This is a genomic window from Pseudomonas sp. RU47 (genome assembly GCF_004011755.1).
In the GTDB taxonomy this organism is placed as follows: Bacteria; Pseudomonadota; Gammaproteobacteria; order Pseudomonadales; family Pseudomonadaceae; genus Aquipseudomonas.
Genome location: NZ_CP022411.1, coordinates 1,430,912 through 1,455,168 on the forward strand (window position 1 = coordinate 1,430,912; position 24,257 = coordinate 1,455,168).

Sequence of the window (24,257 nt, forward strand, 5' to 3'; positions counted from 1 at the left end):
CAAAAACCAATGTGGGAGCGAGCCTGCTCGCGAAGGGGGCAGCTCATTCAACATCATCGTTGACTGAAATACCGCTTTCGCGAGCAGGCTCGCTCCCACATGGATTTGAGTTACTTCAGATGATTAGTCAGTCAGGCCGAGGATGTCGCGCGCCACGGCTTCTGCAATGCGAATCCCGTCCACACCCGCCGACAGAATCCCGCCCGCATAACCCGCGCCTTCACCGGCCGGGAACAAGCCCTTCACGTTCATGCTCTGCAGCGTTTCGTTACGAGTGATGCGCAGCGGTGACGAAGTACGCGTCTCGATCCCGGTCAATATCGCATCGTGCAGCGAGTAGCCGCGAATCTGCTTCTCGAACGCCGGCAACGCTTCGCGGATTGCCTCAATGGCAAAATCCGGCAAGGCCAAGGCCAGATCACCCAGCGCCACACCCGGTTTGTACGACGGTTCGACTTCGCCCAGTTCGGTCGATGGGATGTCGTTGATGAAGTCGCCAACCAGTTGCGCCGGCGCCTTGTAATCGCTGCCGCCGAGGATAAAGGCGTGGGATTCCAGGCGTTCCTGCAACTCGATCCCGGCCAGCGGGCCGCCCGGGTAATCGACTTCCGGCGTAATCCCGACAACGATGCCTGAGTTGGCATTGCGCTCGTTACGCGAGTACTGGCTCATGCCGTTGGTGACCACGCGGTTGGGTTCGGAGGTCGCCGCGACCACGGTGCCGCCCGGGCACATGCAGAAGCTGTAGACCGAGCGGCCGTTCTTGGCGTGGTGCACCAGTTTGTAGTCGGCAGCCCCGAGTTTCGGGTGGCCAGCGTATTTGCCCAGACGTGCACGATCGATCAGCGATTGCGGGTGTTCGATGCGGAAACCCACCGAGAACGGCTTGGCTTCCATGAACACGCCACGGCTGTGGAGCATGCGGAAGGTGTCACGTGCACTGTGGCCGAGGGCCAGAACCACGTGTTTCGAATGCAGGGTTTCGCCGCTCGCCAGTTGCACGCCGACCAATTGGCCGTCTTCGATCAGCACGTCGGTGACGCGTTCCTGGAAGCGCACTTCGCCGCCCAGTTCGCGGATCTGCTCGCGCATGTTTTCAACCATGCCGGTCAGACGGAACGTACCGATGTGCGGCTTGCTGACGTAGAGGATTTCTTCCGGTGCGCCGGCCTTGACGAACTCGTGCAGGACTTTGCGGCCGAGGAACTTCGGGTCCTTGATCTGGCTGTACAGCTTGCCGTCGGAGAACGTCCCCGCACCGCCTTCGCCGAACTGTACGTTGGATTCCGGGTTGAGCACGCTTTTACGCCACAGGCCCCAGGTGTCTTTGGTGCGCTGGCGGACTTCGGTGCCGCGTTCGAGGACGATCGGCTTGAAGCCCATTTGCGCCAGCAGCAGGCCGGCGAAGATCCCGCATGGGCCGAAACCGACAACGATCGGACGCTGGCTCAGGTCGCTCGGCGCCTGACCGACGAATTTGTAGCTGACATCCGGCGCCACGTTGACGTTACGGTCATCGGCGAACTTGCCCAACACGTTGGCCTCGTCGCGTACGTTGAGGTCGATGGTGTAGATGAAGCACAGTTCGGAGGACTTTTTGCGCGCATCGTAGCTGCGCTTGAACAAGGTGAAATCGAGCAAATCATCGCTGGCGATGCCCAGACGTTGCACGATGGCAACGCGCAGGTCTTCTTCGGGATGGTCGATTGGCAGCTTGAGTTCAGTGATTCGTAACATGGCGAGGATCCGGGTTCGCGGGGCGCACAACTGCGCCAGGGCGTTTGAAGGCCGCGATTATAAGCCGCAAAGGCCGGATCCGGTGAGGCTAAAACGCTCAGTCGTTGCGCGATCCGCCGAAATACCCGCAACCGCGCTGCACCTGGCCGTCGATGCGCAACTCGGCGCTCATGTGCTGCACGCTGCCGGTGCTGGTGTCGACGCAGCGTTGCGGCGCGACCCACAATTCGATGCGCTGATTGTTGGCTTCGCTGCTCAGGTTGAAGCGGCCGTCGCCCAATTGATCTTCAATATACGGCACGGCAAGTGGCGGCTGACCTTCGCGGTCGATGACCATGCCTTTGCCGCTGACTTTGACGTTCCATTCCGGGCCGTGGCCGGTGGCGCGCAGGATCAGCAGTTTGAAGTTGGGGTCATCGCAGGCAGTACCGGAGCGTTCGACGCGATACAGCTGCGTCAGATCGAGTCGATCACCGGCGACTTTGCCGCGAACGTCGGCAAACAGTTTGCCTTGCTCGTCCGCGAGGGTTGCAGCCTCTTGCAGAATGCTGGTGCCACCCATGTCATTGACGACGAGTTGGCGCTGATCCTGGCATGGCTGGAACACCAGTTTGCCGTCAACGGCGGTCAGTTGCCCCTGCATCCGCGTCTGCCCGACGTGCGAGGCACTTTCTCGCTGGCCATCGAACAACTGGCAAGCGGCAAACAACGGCAGCAGGGCAACAACGACTAACGAACGGGCAACACGCATCTTCGGCTCTCCAGACAAGTGTCGCCACGTTACGCAGCCTGACCGTTCATCACAAGGGTTTAGCCCACGTGAAATGTCTGACCTGTCTGCAGGCCTTCGACACTCTTCGCGTAGGCCAGCGCCACATCCGCCGCAGGAACCGGCTTGTAACCACGGAAATACGGGGCGTAGCTACCCATGGCTTCCAGCAGTACGGTCGGGCTGATCGAGTTCACTCGCAAGCCGCGTGGCAGTTCGATGGCCGCTGCGCGGACGAAGCTGTCCAGCGCACCGTTGACCAGTGCTGCCGAGGCACCGCTGCGGATCGGATCGTGGCTGAGTACGCCGGTGGTGAAGGTGAACGAGGCGCCATCGTTGGCGAATTCGCGGCCGATCAGCAGTAGATTGACCTGGCCCATCAGTTTGTCTTTGAGACCGAGGGCGAAGCTGTCTTCATTCATCTCACCAAGCGGGGCGAAGGTCACGTTGCCCGCCGCGCACACCAGTGCATCGAACTTGCCGGTCTGTTCGAACAGTTTGCGGATCGATGCGCTGTCACTGATATCGACATTGAAATCGCCGCTTTTGCGACCGATACGAATGACTTCGTGGCGTTGCGACAGTTCTTTGTCCACGGCCGAACCGATGGTGCCACCAGCGCCTATCAACAGAATTTTCATCGAGCCGTACCTCAAGTGATTGAACGAGGCTTCAGTCTAGAGTGGTTTTTTCTGCGGATAAGCGCGCTAATAGGCAACCTTTGGTTTTCAACTGGAAACAATCCATGAGCGAGATGGATGATCTGGCGGCCTTCGCGGTGTTGATCGAAGCGGGTAGTTTTACCCTGGCGGCGCAGCAATTGGGCTGCAGCAAGGGCCAGCTGTCCAAACGCATCAGCCAGCTCGAAGCGCAGTTTTCCGTGGTGTTGCTGCAACGCACCACTCGACGCTTGAGCCTGACCGCTGCCGGCGCAGCATTGTTACCACAAGCGCAGGCGCTGGTCGTTCAGGTGGAAAGGGCGCGTCAGGCCTTGGCGCGGTTAAAGGACGATATGGCCGGACCGGTCCGCATGACGGTGCCGGTGTCGTTGGGCGAAACCTTCTTCGATGGTTTATTGCTGGAGTTCTCGCATCAATACCCCGATGTGCAGATCGAACTGGAGCTGAACAACAGTTATCGCGATTTGTCCCGGGACGGCTTTGATCTGGCGATCCGCAGCGAGGTGGCCAATGACCAACGACTGGTGGCCAAACCGTTGCTGGCCTGGCAGGAAATGACCTGCGCCAGCCCTGCTTATCTCGAGCGTTTCGGTGAACCGCTGACACCACAGGCTCTGGCCGAACATCGCTGCTTGCTCAACAGCCACTACAGCGGGCGCGAGGAATGGCTGTATCACCAGCAGCATGAGTTGCTGCGGGTTCGCGTGTCAGGACCGTTTGCCAGCAACCATTACAACCTGCTCAAGAAAGCCGCGCTCAGCGGCGCTGGTATCGCGCGATTGCCTTCCTACTTGCTGCAGGCGGAATTGGCTGACGGCCGATTGCGCTGGCTCCTGCGCGATTATCAGACACGACGCATGCCGATGTACCTGGTGCATCCGTATCAGGGCGGCTTGCCGAAACGCACGCAGGTGCTGGCGGACTATCTGATGGGCTGGTTCAAGCGCAGTGGCGAAGCGCTGGATCGCCTGCAGCGCGGAACCGTTCCCTTGTAGGAGTGAGCCTGCTCGCGATAGCGGAGTGTCAGTCGCGGATGAGTTACCTGACACACCGCTATCGCGAGCAGGCTCACTCCTACAGGGATTTTGCTTAGCGGGAAAGACGGCGGGCGATCAGATGATCAATCGACAACTTGCCCGGCCCGGTCGCCATCAGGTACAGCAGCACCGCCGCCCAAGTGCCGTGAGTCGGATACGCATCGGGATACACAAACAGTTGAATGGTCATGGTCATCCCCAACAGCGCCAGTGCCGAAAACCGCGTGACGAAGCCGATCAGGATCAGCAGCGGAAAAAAATGCTCGGCAAAAGCGGCCATGTGCGCGGCAATCCCTGGCGACAGCAGCGGCACGTGGTATTCGCTCTTGAACAACGGAATGGTCGAGTCGGCCAGACGTGGCCAGCCGAGTTGAAAGCTGCCCTCGATCAGATCGATCGCCAAGCCTTCAACCTTGGTCTGCCCTGACTTCCAGAACACGGCGGCAATCGAGAAACGTGCAATAAAAGCGATCACGCTGAGAGGGATTTTTTCCAGCAGCGTGATGGCACGGGCAATAAGCGTTTTCATGGCAGTTCCTTGTTATGCAAGTGGGTGATGGCGTTACGCGTGATCAGCAGGCCGAGGGTTTGCCCGAGATCGAATTCAGGACTGTTTTCGGCCGCTGTCAGTAGCGCTTGGCCGTCGATCAGGTGGCGGATAAACATGCTGGCGCCGGGCTCAAGGGCGAACACTTCGACGTCCAGACCATTGCGCAGAACCAGTGCGTGTTGCCGCCGATTGATCTCGATGCCTTCCAGCGTCGCGTTCTGTTGATGCACTGCCCAGATCGCAACCACGGCATAAGCCGAATCGAGCAAGTGCAGCGATGGATGAAGTGCCAGGCAGAGTTCGCTCAAGGTGTGTGGGGAGGCTAGCGCTGCGGTGATTTGCTCTTGTCGCACCGGCTCGGCATCGGCGGCGTGATAGGCCTGTGTGCGCAGGTGCTCAAGGCGCGCGACATCGGCCAGGTAAGGCACGCTGGAGGCCGGCTCGAAGGCGTCGATGAAATCCGCGAACGCTTCGCCATAGCGACTCATCAACGGACTTTGTGGCGGCTGCTGCTGGACGAAAATAGCCGCCATGGCGCGAAAGAATTCAGCGCCGACCAATTGCGCAACCACCGGATAGCTGTCGCTCAACGCATTGATCAGCGAGCCCTGCACGTTGTTGCGATACACCGCGAAACGGCTCGCCGGATCAGCGCCGTTGGCGCTGCACAAACCTTCTGGGCAGGGCAGTCGCGTGTCGATGAGTGCAGCTGCGAAAGCGCGTTGAGTGCTCATGTGCGTGCTCCGGCATCCAGCAAAAGCGCATCAGCTTGCCGAGCTTCCGCCAGTAGCACCGCAAACGCCGGCACTTGATTGTCGCGCTCGATCAGCGTCGCCACCGGGCCGATGCGTTGCAGCACTTGCCGGTACAAACCCCAGACGGCTTGATCGATCGGCGCGCCGTGATCGTCGATCAGCAAGCGATCGCCAAGGCTGTCGCTATCTTCGGCAAACCCGGCCAGATGAATTTCACCCACCGTGTGTAATGGCAGCGCATCGAGATACACCAGCGGATCGCGCTGATGGTTCACGCAAGAAACGTAGACATTGTTGACGTCCAGCAGCAGGCCACAGCCGCTGCGGCGGATGACCTCGGCGATGAAATCTGCCTCATCGAGGGTTGAGCGTTGAAACGCCAGACAGGTTGCCGGATTCTCCAGCAGCATTGGCCGTTTGAGCGTGTTCTGCACTTGATCGATATGCTCGCAGACGCGATTCAACGTCGGCGTGTCATAGGCCAGCGGCAACAGATCATTGAGAAACACCGGGCCATGGCTCGACCAGGCCAGATGTTCGGAAAAGGCTTGCGGTTGATAGCGCTGAATCAGCTCGGCAAGGCGTTGAAGATGTTGTTTATCCAGCGGCCCTTCAGCGCCGATGGACAAGCCGACACCGTGCAACGACAGCGGATACTGCTCGCGGATCAAACCGAGAAAATGATGAAACGGACCGCCGGCCACCATGTAGTTTTCGGCGTGGACTTCGAAGAAACCGATGTCCGGTTGTGAGCCGAACACTTCACGAAAGTGCCCGGTCTTGAGTCCCAGCCCGGCACGGGACGGGAGCCCGGTGCGGGCTGCCTGAGTGCGGGATTGGGCATGGTCATTAATAGTGAACATGATCGTCACTCAGGCAGGCCAACGATCAGGACTTGGCTTTGAAGGCTTCCAGCTGGCCGAAACCGGTCGGCGAAGTCTTGCTCTCAGTGGTGGCGCAGGTGCCTTTCGGAACGAGTTTCCAGGCGTTGGCCTGATAGTCCATTTTCGACGTGCCGGCACAGGTGGTGCCTGCGCCTGCGGCGCAATCGTTGTGACCTTTCATGGCCACGCCGAAGCATTTTTCCATGTCGGCGTCTGCGGCATGGACGGTCGATACAGCAGCCATGCTCAGGGCAGAACCGAGGGCCAGAACCAGGGCGGTGGCGGACAGGGTGCGAGTGGTAGCAGTCATGATGTTTCTCCAGTCTTGGTCAGGGTTTTTACAAGCGCGTTTGCGCTTGCTTGTCCCTCTAGAGAAACGAGGTGGCGTTGCGTTACAGCCCGCTCAAAATCTTTTTGGAAAAACGCAAAACCCTGTAGGAGTGAGCCTGCTCGCGATGGCGTCATGTCAGATACTGGCGATGTTGAATGACACGACGCCATCGCGAGCAGGCTCACTCCTGCAAGGGATTTTTGGAGAATCTGAAATCGTGCAGGCACAAAAAAACGGCCCGAAGGCCGTTTGTTTGTTTGGCGACATGCATCAACCGCCGAGATACGCCTCGCGTACTTTCGGGTCGGTCAGCAGCGCTTCACCGGTGCCTTGCATGACCACGCGGCCGTTCTCCAGAACGTAGGCGCGGTCGGCGATTTTCAGCGCCTGGTTGGCGTTCTGCTCGACCAGGAACACCGTCACACCGTCCTTGCGCAGCTGTTCGATGATGTCGAAGATCTGCTGGATGATGATCGGTGCCAGGCCCAGCGACGGCTCGTCGAGCAGCAGCAGCTTGGGCTTGCTCATCAGCGCACGGCCGATGGCGAGCATTTGCTGTTCACCGCCGGACATGGTGCCGCCGCGCTGGTTGAAGCGTTCTTTCAGGCGCGGGAACAGGCCGAGGACCTTGTCCATCTGCTCCTGATAGTCGCCCTTGTCGGTGAAGAAACCGCCCATGGAGAGGTTTTCTTCAACGGTCAGACGAGCAAACACCCGACGACCTTCCGGCACCACCGCGATGCTTTTGCGCATGATCTGCGACGAGTCCTGGCCGACCAGTTCCTCACCCATGTAGCGGATGCTGCCGCTGTGCGCCTGCGGCGAACCGCAGAGCGTCATCAGCAGCGTGGACTTGCCGGCACCGTTGGCACCGATCAGGGTCACGATCTCGCCCTGACGGACTTCGACGTTGACGCTGTGCAGGGCCTGGATCTTGCCGTAGAAGGTGGAAACGTTTTCGAACTGCAGCATTTACGCTTCCCCCAGGTAGGCTTTGATCACTTCAGGATTGTCGCGGATCTGTTCCGGCGTGCCGTCAGCCAGAGGCGTGCCCTGGTTGATCACGACGATGTGGTCGGAAATGCTCATGACCAGTTTCATGTCGTGTTCGATCAGCAGCACGGTGACGTTGTGCTCTTCACGCAGCACGCTGATCAGCGCCTTGAGGTCTTCGGTTTCCTTCGGGTTCAGACCGGCCGCCGGTTCGTCGAGCATGAGGATCCGCGGACGGGTCATCATGCAGCGGGCGATTTCCAGACGCCGTTGCTGACCGTAGGCCAAGGTGCCGGCGGTACGGTTGGCGAACTCTTTGAGGTTGACCTTTTCCAGCCAGTACTCGGCGAACTCCATGGCCTCGCGCTCGCTTTTGCGAAACGCCGGGGTCTTGAACAGACCGGACAGGAAGTTGGTGTTGAGGTGACGGTGCTGGGCGATCAACAGGTTCTCGACCGCCGTCATGTCCTTGAACAGGCGCACGTTCTGGAAGGTACGCACCACGCCTTTGAGGGCGATCTTGTGGCCCGGCAGGCCCTGAATCGGCTCGCCGTCCAGCAGGATGCTGCCGCCAGATGGCTTGTAGAAACCGGTCAGGCAGTTGAACACGGTGGTCTTGCCCGCGCCGTTCGGCCCGATCAGTGCCACCACTTGTTTCTCTTTGACGGTCAGGGCCACGCCGTTGACCGCCAGCAAACCGCCGAAGCGCATGCTCAGGTTTTCGACTTTAAGGATCTCGCGGCTCATTTTCGCAACTCCATGTGTGGGCGTTGCATCGGCAGCAGACCTTGTGGACGCCAGATCATCATCAACACCATCAGGGCACCGAACATCAACATGCGGTACTCGCTGAACTCACGCATCATTTCCGGCAACAGGATCATCACCACGGCCGCCAGGATCACGCCCAACTGCGAGCCCATGCCACCCAACACAACGATGGCGAGGATGATCGCCGACTCGATAAAGGTGAACGATTCCGGCGTCACCAAACCCTGACGGGCAGCGAAGAAGCTACCAGCGAAACCGGCGAACGCAGCGCCGAGAGTGAACGCGGAGAGCTTGATGATCGTCGGATTCAGACCCAGTGCACGGCAAGCGATTTCATCTTCACGCAGCGCTTCCCACGCACGGCCGATCGGCATGCGCAGCAGACGGTTGATGACGAACAGCGCCGCCAGCGCCAGCAACAGCGCAACCAGGTAGAGGAAAATCACCTTGTTGATCGAGTTGTATTGCAGGCCGAAATACTCGTGGAAGGTTTGCATGCCTTCCGCCGCTTTACGTTCGAAGGTCAGACCGAAGAACGTTGGTTTCTCGATGTTGCTGATGCCGTTCGGACCGCCGGTGATGTCGGTCAGGTTACGCAGGAACAGACGGATGATCTCACCGAAACCAAGGGTCACGATCGCCAGATAGTCACCGCGCAAACGCAGCACCGGGAAGCCCAGCAGGAAGCCGAACGTCGCCGCCATCAGGCCGGCAATCGGCAGGCAGATCCAGAAGCTCAGGCCGTAGTAGTGCGACAGCAGCGCGTAGCTGTAGGCGCCGACGGCGTAGAAACCGACGTAACCGAGGTCGAGCAGACCGGCCAGACCGACGACGATGTTCAGACCGAGGCCGAGCATCACGTAGATCAGGATCAACGTCGCGATGTCCACCGCGCCACGGGAGCCGAAGAACGGCCACACCAGCGCCACCAGGATCAGCGCAATGATGAAATAGCGCTGAGTGGTCGGCAGGGTGAGGAAGTTGCTCGCCTTGGCCGGAATCAGCGGCAGGCCGGGCGACGAGCGCCAGGCTTTGCTGATCTGCTGATTGAACAGCACGCGCAGGAACATCAGCACCGAGCAGATGGCGATGGTCGCCAGTACGGCCGGGCTGGTGTTGTGCACTTCCAGGTTGATGCCGACGATGGTCAGTTTCAGTCCGAGCACAGGATACGCAACTGCCCAAACCAAGAGCGCACTGAACAGTGCCTGTTTAAGATTCCTAGTCATACTTTCTCAACCTCCGGACGGCCCAGAATGCCGGTCGGACGGAACAACAGCACCAGAACCAACAAGCCGAAAGCCACGACATCCTTGTACTGGTCGCCGAAGATATCGGCACCAAAGGCTTCCGCCACCCCAAGCACCAGCCCGCCGAGCATGGCGCCGGGGATGCTGCCAATCCCGCCCAATACTGCGGCGGTGAAGGCTTTGAGGCCGACGAGGAAACCGGCGTTCGGGTTGATCACCCCGTATTGCATGCTCAGCAGCACAGCCGCAACGGCTGCCAGCGCGGCACCAATGACGAAGGTCAGGGCGATGATGTTGTTGGTGTTGATGCCGAGCAGGTTGGCCATCTTGATGTCTTCGGCGCAGGCGCGGCAGGCGCGACCCAGGCGAGAGCGGGAGATGAACAGCGTCAGGCCGAGCATGGCGATCAGGGTCACCACGAACACCACGATTTGCATGTAGGAAATCAGCACTTCTTGTGCGCCACCTGGACCGAAGGCAATGTTGCCCGGAATCAGGTTGGGGATAGCTTTGTCCTTGGAGTCTTGCGCCAGCAGAACCGTGTTCTGCAGGAAGATCGACATACCGATCGCGGAAATCAGCGGGATCAGACGGTTGCTGCCGCGCAGGGGGCGGTAGGCAATTCGTTCGATGCTGTAACCGTAGGAGCTGGTCACGACGATGCTTGCGATGAACGCCGCCGTCATTAACAGCGGGACACTGTCGAGTCCCATCATGGTCAGCCCGGCGATGGCGATGAACGCCACGTAGGAGCCGATCATGTACACCTCGCCGTGGGCGAAGTTGATCATTCCAATGATGCCGTAAACCATCGTGTAGCCGATGGCGATCAGGGCATACATGCTGCCAACGTTCAGGCCGTTAACCAGCTGTTGGAAGAAGTGATAGATGTCAGGCATTACAGCGCTCCTAAAAACCTGATACGCATTTCACTGGTGGAGTCATTTTCCCGCCCGGCCCCGTGGATCTATATCCACTTCGAATCCGGGTTTTGCCAGCGAACCGCTGATGACGGTTTTGAGATTTTCAGGTGGGGAGACTGGCGGATCACGCCAGCGCGGCCCAATACATTCGTAAAACAAAGCCCACGGCACGCCGTGGGCTTTATTGGCAGTCAGTCAGGCAGCGCCTTACTGAGGCGAAACTTCAGTTTTAGGTTTGCCGTTGTGCCACTCGTAAACCACGAATTTGAAGTCTTTCAGGTCGCCCTTGGCGTCGAAGCTCAGGTCGCCAGTCGGGGTCTTGAAGGTACCGGCGTGGATGGCTTCAGCCACTTTGCTCGCGTCTTCGGACTTGGCTGCCTTGATGCCTTCGGCAATCACTTCAACCGCCGAGTAGGACGGGAACACGAACGGACCGCTCGGATCTTCTTTCTTCGCTTTGAAGGCATCGGCCAGGGCGATGTTGGCTGGATCCTGGTCGAAGGATTTCGGCAGGGTCACCAGCAGGCCTTCGGCTGCGTCTTTGGCGATCTGGGTGATCGAGTCGTTACCCACGCCTTCCGGACCCATGAACTTGGCTTTCAGGCCCTTTTCCTGTGCCTGACGCAGGATCAGACCCAGCTCCGGGTGGTAGCCGCCGTAGTAAACGAAGTCGACGTTGGCTTGTTTGAGTTTGGCGATGATCGCCGAGAAGTCTTTGTCGCCGGCGTTGACGCCTTCGAACACGGCAACCTTGGTGCCTTTCTTCTCGAGAGTCGATTTCACCGCGGTGGCGATGCCTTCACCGTACTGCTGTTTGTCGTGCAGTACGCCGACGATTTTCGGTTTGACGTGATCGGCAATGTAGTTACCGGCGGCAGGGCCCTGGGCGCTGTCGAGACCAATAGTACGGAAGATCATTTTGTAACCACGGGCGGTGATGTCCGGGCTGGTGGCAGCCGGGGTGATCATGATCACGCCTTCGTCTTCGTAGATGTCCGAAGCCGGTTGAGTGGAGCTGGAGCACAGGTGACCGACCACGAACTTGACGCCGTCGTTGACGACTTTGTTCGCAACGGCTACCGCTTGTTTTGGATCGCAGGCATCGTCGTATTCAACGGCTTCGAGTTTCTTGCCGTCGACGCCGCCCTTGGCGTTGATTTGCTCAATGGCCATTTTTGCGCCGCTGAACTGCATGTCGCCGTACTGGGCTACTGGACCGGTTTTAGGACCGGCGATACCGATTTTGATGGTGTCAGCTGCGAACGAATGGCTGGCAACCCCGGCCAGAACCATAGCGGCAAACAGTTTGGAAATCTGCTTAGTAGCCTTAGTCATAGTGCTCCACTCTTACTGTTGTAATTTTTTTGAGTTCTGGCGCCGTAGCAGCAGAACCGGGTCAGATATCTTTGCGATACCCTCCGGAAATGCCCCCGGCAACTGTACCGGTACAGTGTAGAGCGCCGGTTGTCAGCCTGGGAAGCGGGCGCCGAGGGGCAAAACCTGGGGGTGTCGCATTTTTGAATGAAAAAGACAGAATCGCGGCGGGGCGTTCGTGGGCATATAGCCCAATCATCAGCATTCCTTGGCGTTCCTGCTCTTTTCGTTCGGTGCAGCCTTTTGCAACCGGGTTTTTCTGGCGGACCACCGACGTTATCATTCGCGTCGATTTCTTTTCCGGACAGCACCCATGAATCAAGAACCTAGCACCCTCTATGCCAAGCTGCTTGGTGAAACCGCATCTATTACCTGGAAAGAGTTGGAGCCGTTCTTCGCCAAGGGTGCCCTATTGTGGGTCGACCCTGCGCTCGATTTGATCGCCGCTGCCGAGGCCGTGGCGTCCGATGATGGCGAGAAAGTGGCTGCCTGGCTGGCCGAAGACAAGGTCGCCAAGCTGTCTGAAACGCGGGCGCTGGATCTTTTCGAGCGCGATCCCGAGATGTGGGCAGTGGTCGTTCGGCCGTGGATTCTGGTCCAGGAAAGGGCGGTTGCTTCAGGTGTTGCACCTTGATGGTGCGACATGTCGTCGGCGAAAAGTGTGTAGCGGAGTAGCGTGATGGCACGTTGCCGTAGAGAAACACCACAAGCGCTGGTGGCTCACGGTGACGTAAACGTAACGGGAACAGTTTAGTAAGCAGCCTAACGGCTGCTTAATTGTTTCTGAATGTTGGAAAGGCCGAAATCTTCAGTGAATTTGAAGGCCTCTTCGCGAGCAGGCTCGCTCCCACATTTGGAATGTATTCCCCTGTGGGAGCGAGCCCGCTCGCGAATGGGGCGACTCGTTCTCAGATCAGACCGAGAACGACTTGCCGGTATGGTTATTCAGCGAAATAACCTTGGTCTTGCCAATCCGGTGACGGTAGATCTCGCGCAGGTACTTGATCGACTTCTTCACGCAATCACGCGACAGGCGAATGTCATTGATCGAGACAAACTTCTCTTTGTCGTTGATCAGCTCACGGTACTTCTTCTCGTACATCGGCTTGATCGCGTACCAGTTGGTATCGAGGATCTTCGCCGGGTTCTCGAACTCGTTGAGCAGGTCGTCGATGCGGTCTTCGTCGAACTCTTCGTTAATGATGAAATCGAGGATCGAGTTGTCCAGGGTCTCGTCAAAACGGTACGGGTTTTTCGCGAAGCAGCGTTTGATGAACGCCACGATCAAGGTCAGGAAGTCATCCGACAGGCACGGGCTCTTGGCGATCAATGTAGTCAGCGACAGGTTGGCCGAGGCGCCGATCACCAGCGCGTAACGCTTGAGCGTGGTGTTGGGGAACAGGCTGTTGAGGTGGGTCTTCAACCGATTCAGGTCCATGTACGACAGTTTGTAGTCTTTCGGCAGCGAGACGATCGAGACCACCGACGAGCAATTCTTGAAGAAGTGCAGATCGTGCAGGGCGGCGGCGTCGTAGCCGGAATTCTTGTACTGCTCCAGCGAAGCGCGATAACGCTTGGACTCGATCGGCAACAGACTGATGCCTTCGATCGCCTGGGTCACCTTGTTGAAGTGCGGCAGGTCGATCGAGCGGAAGAACAGGTCGTCGATGTTCAGGCGCTGCGGCTCTTTGTCGAACACCTTGAACTTGTCGCTGCTCGGCGGCGGGGTTTCTGGCACCACCGACTCGGCGTAGGCAATCGCCACCGGGCCGGCCAGGCTCATGAACAAGTCGTTGGCGTCGAGGCGAATGGTTTCGCCAATGTCGATGCCGGCGCGGCGGAAGTAGTTCTGGTCGTAGTCAGTGGTGACTGCCTGCGCCGTCAGAATGTTGAAGATCTGCTGCGAGATGTACTGGTTGGCGTGTTTCTCCATCGCATTGACATCAATGTTCTGGATGTTGCCGTCATCGCTTTCTTCCGCGTAACGCATGATGTCGTTGGAGATCAGCATCATCGCGTTCCATGGGCGGATACGGCCCATGACGCTGGCTTCGCTGCTGTCTTCATTGGCGAAGTTGTAGGAGAAATCCCATTCTTCCGAGAGGTATTTGCACAGCAGGCGACCGGCGTTGATGTGCAACGCCTCGGACATTTCGCTGCGGTGATCGGAAATGTTCGGCAGCACGCAGATGCCGCTGGTAAAGATCGGTTCGAACACGAACGAATGACCGCTCTTGCCGTCATGCTCGTCCATCGGCTTGGTGTCGAACGTCTTGTTCATGTACGAGTGCTGCTGGGCCAGACCGAATTCCGACGCCATGCCGGAACCGGTACCGCCGCCGGCACTGAAGATCGAGAAATACAGGCGCGATTGGTTGGCCTTGATGCCGCAGCTGTCGATCAGGTACGAGTGGATCATTTTCCAGTCAGGGCTGGAGAAGCGCTGGGTGTCCTTGTTGAGGATGATCTTCGCCAGGTACTGGCCGAGGATCGGCGCGTTACCGGCGCCACCGGCGTGGACTTCGGACAAGTCCATGATCTTCATTTTGCTGTAGTCGCGCAGGAAGCCGCTTTTCTCGCCCTTGCGCGAGAAACGGATACGCCCGGCGATGTCCTTGTCGAGGTCGCCGAGCATCACCAGCGGTTCGACCAGGAACACCGGTTTGGTCGATTTGTTCGGGCCGATGCGCAGGTTGTTCTTGATCCACTGCGCCGGGCTGTAGCCCTTGTCGGCCAGTCGGCGATCCGCCGCGCGGTCTTCGTTATTGAATTCGTTGAGGTAGAACTTGCGCGCGTTGTACACCAGCTCCGCGACATCAAGCGCGATGTTCGAGCCGCAGCGACCGAGGCCGATCAGACACACCGAGGGGAATTCCTGGTCGTTGTGCTGTTCGTTGTCGCCTTCGAGGTGCGGTGGGCGCGGGAACACCAGATCACGCAGGCCGTCGAGGTTGTCGAGGATGCGGTCGGTATTGGTTTCGGTGAAGTACAGGTATTGCTGAGTCGACAGCGGGCGCGACGGGACCAATGGCTTCGACGATGACGGGCTGTTGGCGGCGGGGCTCAAAGTCAGATCGGATACCGCAGTGGCGGGATTGTTTTTAGAAGTCATTGTGCGCCATATACCTGGACTGGGTTGGCTCGCCGGCCAGTTGCCTGCGAACCTCACGGAATAAGATCTCGCGTCTTTTGTGCGCGAATTGAGCCCGAGCATCAGGGTTTTGGCCTGACTGTCGCTGGGGGGATTCCTTTCCTGATCGTTGATGAATCGGCCATTATTCGGCGATCTTTAATCGAAAAGAGGCAAAATGATGTCAACGCTACCTTCGTTGGGGTTCGCCGGAATCGGTCTGATGGGCCTGCCCATGTGCCGGCGTCTGTTGGCAGCGGGTTACCCGCTGACCGTGTGGAACCGCAACCCGGCCAAGTGCGCGCCACTGGTCGAGGCCGGTGCCCGGCAGGTGGCGACCGCTGCTGAATTGTGCGAATACGCCGACGTGGTGATGTTGTGTCTGGCCGATACGGCGGTGGTTCGCGAGGTGGTGTTTGGCGCGGGCGGTATCGCCGAAGGCGCGAAAAGCGGCCAGTTGCTGGTGGATTTTTCCAGCCTTGAACCGACGGCCACTCGCGAAATGGCGGCGACGCTTGCGGAGAAAACCGGCATGGCCTGGCTGGACTCACCGGTGTCCGGCGGCGTGGTCGGTGCCGAGGCGGGCAGTCTGGCGATCATGGTCGGCGGCGAAGCGGCAGATCTTCAGCGTGTACGTGCGGTGCTGCTCAACCTCGGTCAACGCGTCACGCACATGGGCGGCATCGGCGCGGGGCAGGTGACCAAGGCCTGCAACCAGATGATTGTCGCCTGCAACGCGCTGGTGATTGCCGAAGTGGTGGCGCTGGCCGAACAGGCTGGCGTCGATGCCAGCCTGATCGCCGAAGCCCTGGCCGGCGGTTTCGCCGATTCAAAACCGTTGCAGATTCTGGCGCCGCAAATGGCCGAAAGCCGTTTCGAACCGATCAAGTGGCACGTGCGCACCTTGCTCAAGGATCTCGATACGGCAGTGAAGTTTTCCCGCGAACAAGGCTCGGCGACACCGATCAGCGGATTGGCCGCACAATTGATGCGCCTGCATGGGGCGCAGGGCTTTTTGGCGCAGGATCCAGCGACACTGGTGCAAATGTACCGCGCGCCAGAATCAACGGATTGAGCGCGTGTGAATGTTTGCGCTGATTGATTTCTTCCAGCACCGGGCGCAGCTCGTCCAGCGGTACCGGGCGGCTGAGCAGGTAACCCTGAATGAAGTCGCAGCCCGAGCGTTCAAGAAATTCGTATTGCTCCAGGCTTTCCACGCCTTCGGTGACCACCTGCAAATGCAGGGTGTGCGCCATGACGATGATCGCCTGGACAATCTCCATGTCGGCGGTTGCCGTGGGAATGTCGAGGATGAACGAGCGGTCGATCTTCAAGGTGTTGAGCGGCAGGCGCTTGAGGTAAGCCAGCGACGAGTAGCCAGTGCCGAAGTCGTCGATCGACAGCGACACACCGAGCGCGCGGATCTGCCGCAGCAGCACCAGGGTGTTGGCGATGTTACCCATCAACGCGTTCTCGGTGACTTCCAGTTCCAGGCGTTCCGGCGCGACACCGGCAGTGCGCAAGGCACTTTCGATTTCAGTGGCCAGTTCTTCCCGGGCGAGATTGAGCGGCGAGCAGTTCCAGGCGATTTTCAGCTCTTCGCAGCCATGCCGTGACAGTTCACCCAGATCCTTGCAGGCGCGGCGCAGCACCCAGTTGTCCAGTTCGGCGATCAGGCCGTTGTTTTCGGCGATGGTGATAAAACGATCCGGGGTCAGCAAACCGTGCAGAGGATGTTGCCAGCGGATCAGCGCTTCCAGTTTGGTGACACGGCCGGTTTTCAGTTCGAAGATCGGTTGGTAATAGAGCGTCAGACCGTTTTCTTCGCGCAGGGCATGGCGCAGTTCTTCTTCCAGTTGCAGCTCGAAACTGGCGCGGGTCTTGAGGTTGGAACTGAAAAAGTGCAGGCCATTACGTCCCGCGCCTTTGGATTGATACAACGCCAGATCGGCGTGCTTGAGCAGTTCTTCGCAGGTGCTGCCGTCTTCCGGAAACAGACTGATGCCGATGCTGGTGGTCATCACCATGCGGCGCCCGGCCAGTTCGATCGGCTCCTTCATTTTGAGCATGATGCGCTGGGCCATATTGCGGGCTTCTTCGCGGTCATGCAGGTTGATGAGGATGCAGAACTCGTCGCCGCCGAAACGCGCGACCACGTCTTCATGGCTGCGCACCGAGCCTTTGATGTGCTGGGCGATTACCTTGAGCAGTTCGTCACCGGCGTCGTGACCGAGGCTGTCGTTGATCCGCTTGAAGTGGTCGATGTCGAGGAACATCACCGCGAGCATGCCGCCCTCGGTGGCTTTCTGGCAGAGTTTCTCGGCGAAGATCTGGTTGAACCCGCGGCGGTTGATCAGGTTGGTCAGGGCGTCGTAGTTGGCCGCTTGTTGCAGCGACATGCGCGCCTGATCGAGCTGGCTAAGCAGGGCGTTGACCCGGCGCAGATCCTCTTCTTTGTTCTGCAGTTTCTTGTCGGCCAGCGCTGCACTGATCGCACTGCCAAGGATCAGCAGGATGATCAGCGCCACGGTCAGGCCCAGTTGCAGATGCCCGTTATCGCCGCCGCTCGCTGTCAGGCCTCCCTCGGGAAGAACCAGATCCAGCGCAGCCATGCCGGTGAAATGCATGCTGATGATGCCGGCGCCGAGAATCAGCGCAGCGCTGTACTTGAGCAACTGATGCGCCACGCCGCCGCCTTCGCTCAGATAGCGGGCCACCCACAGCGCGGCGAAACTGGCGCCGATGGCGATCGCCACAGACAGCGCGAACAGTCCTGGCTGATAGTAGGCGGTGGCGCTCGACTTCATCGCCGCCATGCCAACGTAATGCATGCCGGCGATGCCCAGACCGATGACAAACGCGGTTTTCAAGCAATGCAATGCACTCGGCTGCGCTTCGCTCAGGGTTTGCATGGCCAGCCAAGAGGCGAGCAGGGCAATCAGCAACGAGAAAAGGGTGATGCCAAGGTCGTACTGAATGTCGATCGGTGTCTGGAAAGCCAGCATGCCGATGAAATGCATGGCCCAGATGCCGCCGGCCAAGCAGGTCGCGCCGATCCAGCGCCAGATCCGCCGCGACCCCGGATCTTCGGCATTTACAACGCGCTCAGCCATATCCAGAGTGGCGAAACTGGCTGCGCAGGCGACCAGATACGCAACCATCACCAGGAGAGGGTTGTGACTGCAATCGAGGATGACCTGCCCGCTCTCCGGCAGCTCGGTAACAAACTGCAAACCAAGCCACTCCATAGCATGCCCCATCTCTGAAGTCGTCCTGACTGCGCGGTGAACGCAGGCGAATGACTGGAGTATAGAGGCGGTTTTAGCCGTGCAAGGGGTAGTGGCACATTGGCGCTAATGATTTCGGCATTAGCGTCATAGCGATTGGCGCTAAAGGCTCAAGCGATCTGTTCGAAAGGAATTTGCGCCCAGTCCGGTTGCAGCGGCGGCAAGCCAAAACGCGCGCGGGCCTTATCGCAGTCGACATTCTGTTCGCCGTTTTCCCAGGACGATTCGAATTCGCGGCAGGGGCTGGAGCGCAATTCGTAAATCGAGCACTTCACCTCGCTGCCGACTTCGCCGACCAACGCCGTGCAGCGCGGCGATTTGCAGTCGGTGCCGTTCATCGCCACCCGACTGGGGCTGATTTGCGTGACCAGTTCATCGGGCACCGTGCCACCGGAGGAAGCGCACTCACCCCAGAAAAAAGACACGCGAAAATGGGAACAGCAGGCACCGCAATTCAGACACGGACTGACTTCGGACATGGGCGGGGGTATCAAAGGGATTGATCGGGAGATCCGGACGGATCCGGCGGCCATTCTAGGCTTTGCCGCAGACTTGGGAAGGGGGGCGCGAAACTATTTTTTTGTGGCAAGGTTTTGCCGCAAAAGCCCCGGTTTCAGGGGGATTGCTGACTTATCAAGGGCTTACGTTTCGTTACAGTGCCATGGCCCGATATCAGGCAGACGAATGATCACAGACAGCCCCGTCATGCCTGACTAGATTGCAGGTTCCGGGCTCGGATGCGTTGGCAGTGAAGCCCTATAACAATAAAGAGACGGACCCATGCAGAACTCGACCCAAGCGGCGAATGCCTGGCGCATTCTGTTCCTGCTGTTCCTCGCCAACCTGTTCAACTTCTTCGACCGCACCATTCCGGCGATCATCATCGAGCCGATCCGCATGGAGTGGCACCTCAGTGACTTTCAACTGGGCATCGTCGGTACCGCATTCACGATTGTTTACGCGATTGCCGGGCTGCCGCTGGGGCGCATGGCCGACACCGGTTCGCGCAGCAAGCTGATGGGCTGGGGCCTGGCGACGTGGAGTGCACTGACGGCGGTCAACGGCCTGGTCGGCAGTTTCTGGAGTTTCCTGATCGTGCGCATGGGCATCGGCATCGGCGAGGCCAGTTATGCACCGGCGGCCAACTCGCTGATTGGCGATCTGTTTCCGGCGCATCGTCGGGCGCGGGCCATGGGCATTTTCATGTTGGGCTTGCCGCTGGGCCTGTTGCTGGCTTTCTTCACCATCGGCTGGATGGTCAAGGCGTTCGACAGTTGGCGCGCGCCGTTCTTTATTGCGGCGGTGCCGGGGCTGCTTCTGGCGATTTTCATGTTCTTTATCAAAGAGCCAAAGCGCGGCGCAGCGGAAACCGTGCAGGTCTCGCAAGAGAAGGTCGACAAGCCGATCCGGCGGATTCTCGCGGTGCCGACCTTTCTCTGGCTGGTGATGGCCGGGTTGTGCTTCAACTTCGCGACGTATGCCTGCAACTCGTTTCTGGTGCCGATGCTGCAGCGTTATTTCCTCATGCCGTTGCAGGAAGCAGCGGTGGCGACCGGGGTAATTGTTGGTGTGACCGGGCTGGTCGGGTTGACGCTGGGTGGCTGGATTGCTGACAAGATTCACCAGCGTGTGGCCAATGGTCGGTTGTTGTTCGCCGCGTTCAGTCTGATTATTTCGACGTTGTGCACGGCGTGGGCGCTGCATGCCGGCCGTATCGAGATTGGTGTGTTTGTCGCGGTGTTCAGTATTGGTTGGCTGTTTGCCTACAACTTCTACACCTGTGTTTACACGGCGATTCAGGATGTGGTCGAACCACGTTTGCGGGCGACGGCGATGGCGTTGTTCTTTGCCGGGTTGTATCTGTTGGGCGGTGGTTTGGGGCCGGTGGTGGTCGGTGGCTTGTCCGATCACTTTGCGCATACCGCGATGGCGGCGGCGGGGGCTGAGCAGATGACCGAGGCGTTCAAGGCAGTCGGGCTGCATGATGCGATGTACCTGATTCCGGTGGCGCTGTTTCTGACGATGGTCTTTCTGTTTCTGGCGGCGCGGTGTTTTGTGCGCGATGCGCAGCGGATGAAGGAGGGGTTGGTTGCTGTGGTTGAGCCAGAGGTCGCAGCGGCGACGGCATGATGATCGTTCCCACGCTCTGCGTGGGAACGCAGCCCGGGACGCTCTGCGTCCCTTTCCGGAGCTGGAACGCGGAGCGTCCCCTGAGGCATTCCCACGCAGAGCGTGGGAACGATCTAAATCACAGGCAACAAAAAAGGCCCGCATCACTGCGGGCCTTGTTGTTTCAGCGCTGGAGCAGGGCGGTTTAACCCGCCACCAACACCCGAATCGCTTCCAGACGCAATGCCGCTTTATCCAGCATCGCCAGACCCTGCTCACGCTGCTGGCGCAACGCGTCCAGTTCGCTGTCACGCACAGTCGGGTTGACCGCTTGCAACGCGGTCAGGCGCGCCAGTTCTTCGTCGGTGTCGGCCGCCAGACGGCGACGGGCCTCGGCCACGCGCTCGGCGTGACGCGGGGCGATCTTGTCTTCACCGGCGTTGATCCGTGGCGTCAACTGATCGCGCTGGGCCTGGATGAACTTGTTGGCGCTGGCGCGTGGCACGCTTTCCAGCTGATCGTTCAGCGTTTCGAACGAGACCCGTGGCGACAGATCGTTGCCATTGGCATCGAGCAGGCAGCGCAGAGCAGCTGGCGGCAGGTAACGGCCCAGTTGCAGCGAACGCGGCGCCACCACTTCGCTGACATACAGCAGCTCGAGCAGCACGGTGCCCGGTTTCAACGCCTTGTTCTTGATCAGCGCGACGGCGGTGTTGCCCATCGAGCCGGACAGCACCAGGTCCATGCCGCCCTGCACCATCGGGTGTTCCCAGGTGATGAACTGCATGTCTTCGCGCGACAGCGCCTGGTTGCGGTCGTAGGTAATGGTCACGCCTTCGTCGTCGCCCAGCGGGAAACTGGCGTCGAGCATCTTCTCGCTCGGCTTGAGGATCAGGGCGTTTTCCGAATGGTCTTCGCTGTCGATGCCGAACGCGTCGAACAGGGTTTCCATGTAGATCGGCAGGGCGAACTGATCGTCTTGCTCGAGGATGTCCTCGACCAGCGCTTCACCTTCGCCAGCGCCGCCGGAGTTGAGTTCCAGCAGACGGTCACGACCGGTGTGCAGTTCGGCTTCCAGACGCTCGCGCTCGGTGCGCGCTTCGTCGATCAGCGCTTGCCACTCGCTGTCGTCGGCTTCTTCGAGCAGCGGCAGCAGGCGCGGGCCGAACTGGTGCTGCAAGGCGTTGCCGGTCGGGCAGGTGTTGAGGAACGCGTTCAGCGCTTCGTGGTACCACTGGAACAGGCGCTCTTGCGGGCTGGTTTCCAGGTACGGCACGTGCAGTTCGATGATGTGCTTCTGGCCGATCCGGTCGAGACGGCCGATCCGCTGCTCGAGCAAGTCCGGGTGCGACGGCAGATCGAACAGTACCAAGTGGTGAGCGAACTGGAAGTTGCGACCTTCACTGCCGATTTCCGAGCAGATCAGCACTTGCGCACCGAACTCCTCATCGGCGAAGTAAGCAGCGGCGCGGTCACGCTCAAGGATGTTCATCCCTTCATGGAACACCGTGGCCGGGATGCCGGAACGCACGCGCAGGGCGTCTTCCAGGTCCATCGCGGTTTCGGCGTGGGCGCAGATCACCAGCACCTTGGTGCGCTTGAGCATTTTCAGCTGATCGATCAGCCACTCGACGCGCGGGTCGAATTTCCACCAGCGTTCTTCTTCGCTGGCGTCCGGTTGCGCCTGGAAGCTGACTTCCGGGTACAGCTCGGCGTGTTCGCCCAGCGGCAGTTCGAGGTATTCGTCCGGGCACGGCAGCGGGTACGGGTGCAGTTTGCGCTCCGGGAAACCCTGCACGGCGGCACGGGTGTTACGGAACAGCACGCGGCCGGTGCCGTGGCGATCGAGCAGCTCACGCACGAGGCGCGCACTGGCTTCGGTGTCGCCATCGTTGACCGCCGTCAGCAGCGCTTCGCCTTCGTTGCCGAGGAAACCCTGGATGGTTTTGTGCGCTTTGGCCGAGAGACGGCCCTTGTCGAGCAGTTCCTGAACGGCTTCGGCCACCGGGCGATAGTTGTCGCTCTCGGCGCGGAAGGCGGCCAGGTCATGGAAACGGTTCGGATCGAGCAGGCGCAGGCGAGCGAAGTGGCTGTCCTGACCGAGTTGTTCCGGGGTCGCGGTGAGCAGCAACACACCGGGGATGGTTTCAGCCAGTTGCTCGACCAGGGTGTATTCCGGGCTGGCTTTTTCTTCGTGCCAGACCAGGTGATGCGCTTCGTCGACCACCAGCAGATCCCAGCCGGCAGCGAACAGCGCGTCCTGCGCTTTCTCGTCGTCGACCAGCCATTCCAGCGCAACCAGCGCCAGTTGGGTGTCTTCGAACGGGTTGCTGGCATCGCTTTCGATAAAGCGTTCTTCGTCGAACAGCGCGACCTGCAGGTTGAAGCGGCGGCGCATCTCCACCAGCCATTGGTGCTGGAGGTTTTCCGGAACGAGGATCAGCACGCGGTTGGCGCGGCCCGAGAGCAGTTGGCGATGGATCACCAGACCGGCTTCGATGGTTTTACCCAGACCCACTTCGTCCGCCAGCAGTACGCGCGGCGCAATGCGGTCGGCAACTTCACGGGCTATGTGCAATTGGTGCGCGATCGGTTGCGCACGCACGCCACCCAGGCCCCAGAGCGAAGATTGCAGCTGGCGGCTGGTGTGTTCGAGAGTGTTGTAACGCAGCGAGAACCACGCCAGCGGGTCGATCTGCCCGGCGAACAGACGGTCGCTGGCCAGACGGAATTGAATGAAGTTCGACAGCTGGGTTTCCGGCAGGGTGACGGCTTCGTTCTGCCCATTGAGACCGTGATAGACCATCAGGCCGTCGACATCGTCGACTTGCTGCACGGTCATCTTCCAGCCTTCGAAGTGGGTGATGCTGTCACCCGGCGAGAACCGCACGCGGGTCAGGGGCGCATTCCGTAGCGCGTACTGGCGGGTTTCGCCAGTGGCCGGGTAAAGCACGGTCAACAAGCGGCCGTCCTGTGCCAGAACGGTGCCTAAACCAAGCTCTGCTTCGCTGTCACTGATCCAGCGTTGCCCCGGTTGATACTGCTGCGCCATGCTGCCTGACTCCCACCTTGAAAAAGCGGGCTATCTTAACGGAATGAGGGCTTCAGGGCCAAAGGATTAGGAGCAGTTGCGAGCTTTTAGCTGCAAGCTGCAAGTCGAAGCAGGCGGCGGTCATGCGTCGGTTTTACGAGAGAACAGGGCACCGGTGAGTGTTAACCCGGTCACAAGTTTGCGACCGACGGCTCAAGGCGCCTTTGCCGCAGCCGATAGCCTGCTGACAGGAGACCCTTTATATGTTGCCACCGATGCTCCCCCTGAGCGCTGTGCCGATCACTTCCCAGCAGGATCCGATCCGCCAGCGGCCGGACATTCCTCCGGTGGTGCCGGTGCAGGAAAGCTCCAACGAAAGCACGATCGATCTGCAAAAACGCGATCCGGAAGAGGATCGATTGCTGGCGCGCGAAGAACAGCGTCGCCAGCAAGAACGTGATCGCCGTCGTCGCGAAGCCGATGAAGATCCGGAAGAACACCTGGCCATACCCGGTACCGAGTTGAACGCCGACAACACCGTGCCGGTGGTGCCGCTGATGGAAGATCAGCCGCGTCAGGGTTTGTGGGTCGATATCGAGATCTGATCTTCGGCTGGTCAGCGCTGGTGTGACGTTGCATTATTGAC

21 protein-coding genes are annotated in these 24,257 nt (G+C 59.5%); 5 read left to right on the plus strand and 16 right to left on the minus strand.

The window, feature by feature from the left end; all coding sequences use genetic code 11:
- Positions 1–123 precede the first annotated feature (123 nt).
- The 3 genes from CCX46_RS06475 to CCX46_RS06485 all read right to left on the minus strand — a co-directional run bounded on the left by CCX46_RS06475 (position 124) and on the right by CCX46_RS06485 (position 3,147).
- The gene (locus tag CCX46_RS06475; RefSeq protein ID WP_127926107.1) at positions 124–1,737 is read right to left on the minus strand and encodes an NAD(P)/FAD-dependent oxidoreductase; all 1,614 of its coding nucleotides are present in this window, start codon (positions 1,735–1,737) and stop codon (positions 124–126) included.
- Positions 1,738–1,834: 97 nt separating this feature from the next.
- Positions 1,835–2,488: a COG3650 family protein gene (locus CCX46_RS06480; RefSeq protein WP_127926108.1), complete on the minus strand. Its 654-nt coding sequence runs from the start codon at positions 2,486–2,488 to the stop codon at positions 1,835–1,837.
- A gap of 59 nt (positions 2,489–2,547) precedes the next feature.
- Positions 2,548–3,147, minus strand: a complete 600-nt coding sequence (locus CCX46_RS06485; RefSeq protein ID WP_127926109.1) for a short chain dehydrogenase — start codon at positions 3,145–3,147, stop codon at positions 2,548–2,550.
- Between the two features lie 104 nt (positions 3,148–3,251).
- Here CCX46_RS06485 and CCX46_RS06490 point away from each other — a divergent pair, with 104 nt between their 5' ends.
- Positions 3,252–4,181, plus strand: coding sequence for a LysR family transcriptional regulator (locus tag CCX46_RS06490; RefSeq protein WP_127926110.1), 930 nt, complete (start codon positions 3,252–3,254; stop codon positions 4,179–4,181).
- A 94-nt stretch (positions 4,182–4,275) separates the two neighbouring features.
- Here the strand turns inward: CCX46_RS06490 and CCX46_RS06500 are convergent, their stop codons facing one another.
- The 9 genes from CCX46_RS06500 to CCX46_RS06545 all read right to left on the minus strand — a co-directional run bounded on the left by CCX46_RS06500 (position 4,276) and on the right by CCX46_RS06545 (position 12,015).
- Positions 4,276–4,752: a DoxX family protein gene (locus tag CCX46_RS06500; RefSeq protein WP_127926111.1), complete on the minus strand. Its 477-nt coding sequence runs from the start codon at positions 4,750–4,752 to the stop codon at positions 4,276–4,278.
- Positions 4,749–5,507: an HvfC/BufC N-terminal domain-containing protein gene (locus CCX46_RS06505; protein WP_127926112.1), complete on the minus strand. Its 759-nt coding sequence runs from the start codon at positions 5,505–5,507 to the stop codon at positions 4,749–4,751. Before CCX46_RS06505 ends, CCX46_RS06500 begins: the two co-directional genes overlap by 4 nt.
- A complete protein-coding gene (gene bufB / locus CCX46_RS06510) occupies positions 5,504–6,391 on the minus strand; it encodes an MNIO family bufferin maturase (RefSeq protein WP_127926113.1) in 888 nt (295 codons plus the stop codon). The genes CCX46_RS06505 and bufB overlap by 4 nt, the downstream gene beginning before the upstream one ends.
- Before the next feature lie 25 nt (positions 6,392–6,416).
- Complete coding sequence (locus CCX46_RS06515; protein WP_127926114.1) at positions 6,417–6,722, minus strand: BufA1 family periplasmic bufferin-type metallophore; 306 nt, start codon at positions 6,720–6,722, stop codon at positions 6,417–6,419.
- A gap of 291 nt (positions 6,723–7,013) precedes the next feature.
- Positions 7,014–7,715, minus strand: a complete 702-nt coding sequence (locus tag CCX46_RS06525) for an ABC transporter ATP-binding protein (RefSeq protein ID WP_003222380.1) — start codon at positions 7,713–7,715, stop codon at positions 7,014–7,016.
- Positions 7,716–8,483, minus strand: a complete 768-nt coding sequence (gene livG, locus CCX46_RS06530; RefSeq protein ID WP_027621149.1) for a high-affinity branched-chain amino acid ABC transporter ATP-binding protein LivG — start codon at positions 8,481–8,483, stop codon at positions 7,716–7,718.
- Positions 8,480–9,736, minus strand: coding sequence for a high-affinity branched-chain amino acid ABC transporter permease LivM (locus CCX46_RS06535; RefSeq protein ID WP_093438700.1), 1,257 nt, complete (start codon positions 9,734–9,736; stop codon positions 8,480–8,482). Before CCX46_RS06535 ends, livG begins: the two co-directional genes overlap by 4 nt.
- The gene (livH, locus tag CCX46_RS06540) at positions 9,733–10,656 is read right to left on the minus strand and encodes a high-affinity branched-chain amino acid ABC transporter permease LivH (RefSeq protein ID WP_007918526.1); all 924 of its coding nucleotides are present in this window, start codon (positions 10,654–10,656) and stop codon (positions 9,733–9,735) included. The genes CCX46_RS06535 and livH overlap by 4 nt, the downstream gene beginning before the upstream one ends.
- Before the next feature lie 231 nt (positions 10,657–10,887).
- Positions 10,888–12,015, minus strand: coding sequence for a branched-chain amino acid ABC transporter substrate-binding protein (locus CCX46_RS06545; RefSeq protein WP_127926115.1), 1,128 nt, complete (start codon positions 12,013–12,015; stop codon positions 10,888–10,890).
- A gap of 352 nt (positions 12,016–12,367) precedes the next feature.
- Between CCX46_RS06545 and CCX46_RS06550 the strand changes: the two genes are divergently transcribed.
- Positions 12,368–12,688 carry a DUF2288 domain-containing protein gene (locus CCX46_RS06550; RefSeq protein WP_127926116.1) on the plus strand — a complete coding sequence of 107 codons (321 nt, stop codon included), beginning with the start codon at positions 12,368–12,370 and terminating at the stop codon, positions 12,686–12,688.
- A 279-nt stretch (positions 12,689–12,967) separates the two neighbouring features.
- On the opposite strand, the gene CCX46_RS06555 is transcribed toward CCX46_RS06550, so the two are convergent.
- The gene (locus tag CCX46_RS06555; protein WP_007918508.1) at positions 12,968–15,166 is read right to left on the minus strand and encodes a hypothetical protein; all 2,199 of its coding nucleotides are present in this window, start codon (positions 15,164–15,166) and stop codon (positions 12,968–12,970) included.
- A gap of 196 nt (positions 15,167–15,362) precedes the next feature.
- On the opposite strand from CCX46_RS06555, the gene CCX46_RS06560 reads away from it, so the two are divergent.
- Entirely contained in the window at positions 15,363–16,259 is an 897-nt protein-coding gene (locus CCX46_RS06560; protein ID WP_177413851.1) for an NAD(P)-dependent oxidoreductase, read from the plus strand.
- Here CCX46_RS06560 and CCX46_RS06565 read toward each other — a convergent pair.
- Together CCX46_RS06565 and CCX46_RS06570 are read right to left on the minus strand one after the other, a co-directional pair.
- On the minus strand, positions 16,150–18,432 hold the full coding sequence (locus CCX46_RS06565) for a putative bifunctional diguanylate cyclase/phosphodiesterase (RefSeq protein ID WP_127926118.1): 2,283 nt from the start codon (positions 18,430–18,432) through the stop codon (positions 16,150–16,152). The two genes, CCX46_RS06560 and CCX46_RS06565, sit on opposite strands and share 110 nt — an antisense overlap.
- Positions 18,433–18,581: 149 nt before the next feature.
- Positions 18,582–18,950 (minus strand): YkgJ family cysteine cluster protein, encoded by a 369-nt coding sequence (locus CCX46_RS06570; RefSeq protein WP_034155003.1) that lies wholly within the window; start codon positions 18,948–18,950, stop codon positions 18,582–18,584.
- A 301-nt stretch (positions 18,951–19,251) separates the two neighbouring features.
- On the opposite strand from CCX46_RS06570, the gene CCX46_RS06575 reads away from it, so the two are divergent.
- Complete coding sequence (locus CCX46_RS06575; RefSeq protein WP_127926119.1) at positions 19,252–20,601, plus strand: spinster family MFS transporter; 1,350 nt, start codon at positions 19,252–19,254, stop codon at positions 20,599–20,601.
- A 184-nt stretch (positions 20,602–20,785) separates the two neighbouring features.
- On the opposite strand, the gene rapA is transcribed toward CCX46_RS06575, so the two are convergent.
- The gene (gene rapA / locus CCX46_RS06585; protein ID WP_127926121.1) at positions 20,786–23,632 is read right to left on the minus strand and encodes an RNA polymerase-associated protein RapA; all 2,847 of its coding nucleotides are present in this window, start codon (positions 23,630–23,632) and stop codon (positions 20,786–20,788) included.
- Positions 23,633–23,874: 242 nt separating this feature from the next.
- Between rapA and CCX46_RS06590 the strand changes: the two genes are divergently transcribed.
- Positions 23,875–24,216 (plus strand): aspartate-semialdehyde dehydrogenase, encoded by a 342-nt coding sequence (locus CCX46_RS06590; protein WP_077571425.1) that lies wholly within the window; start codon positions 23,875–23,877, stop codon positions 24,214–24,216.
- Positions 24,217–24,257: the final 41 nt, after the last annotated feature.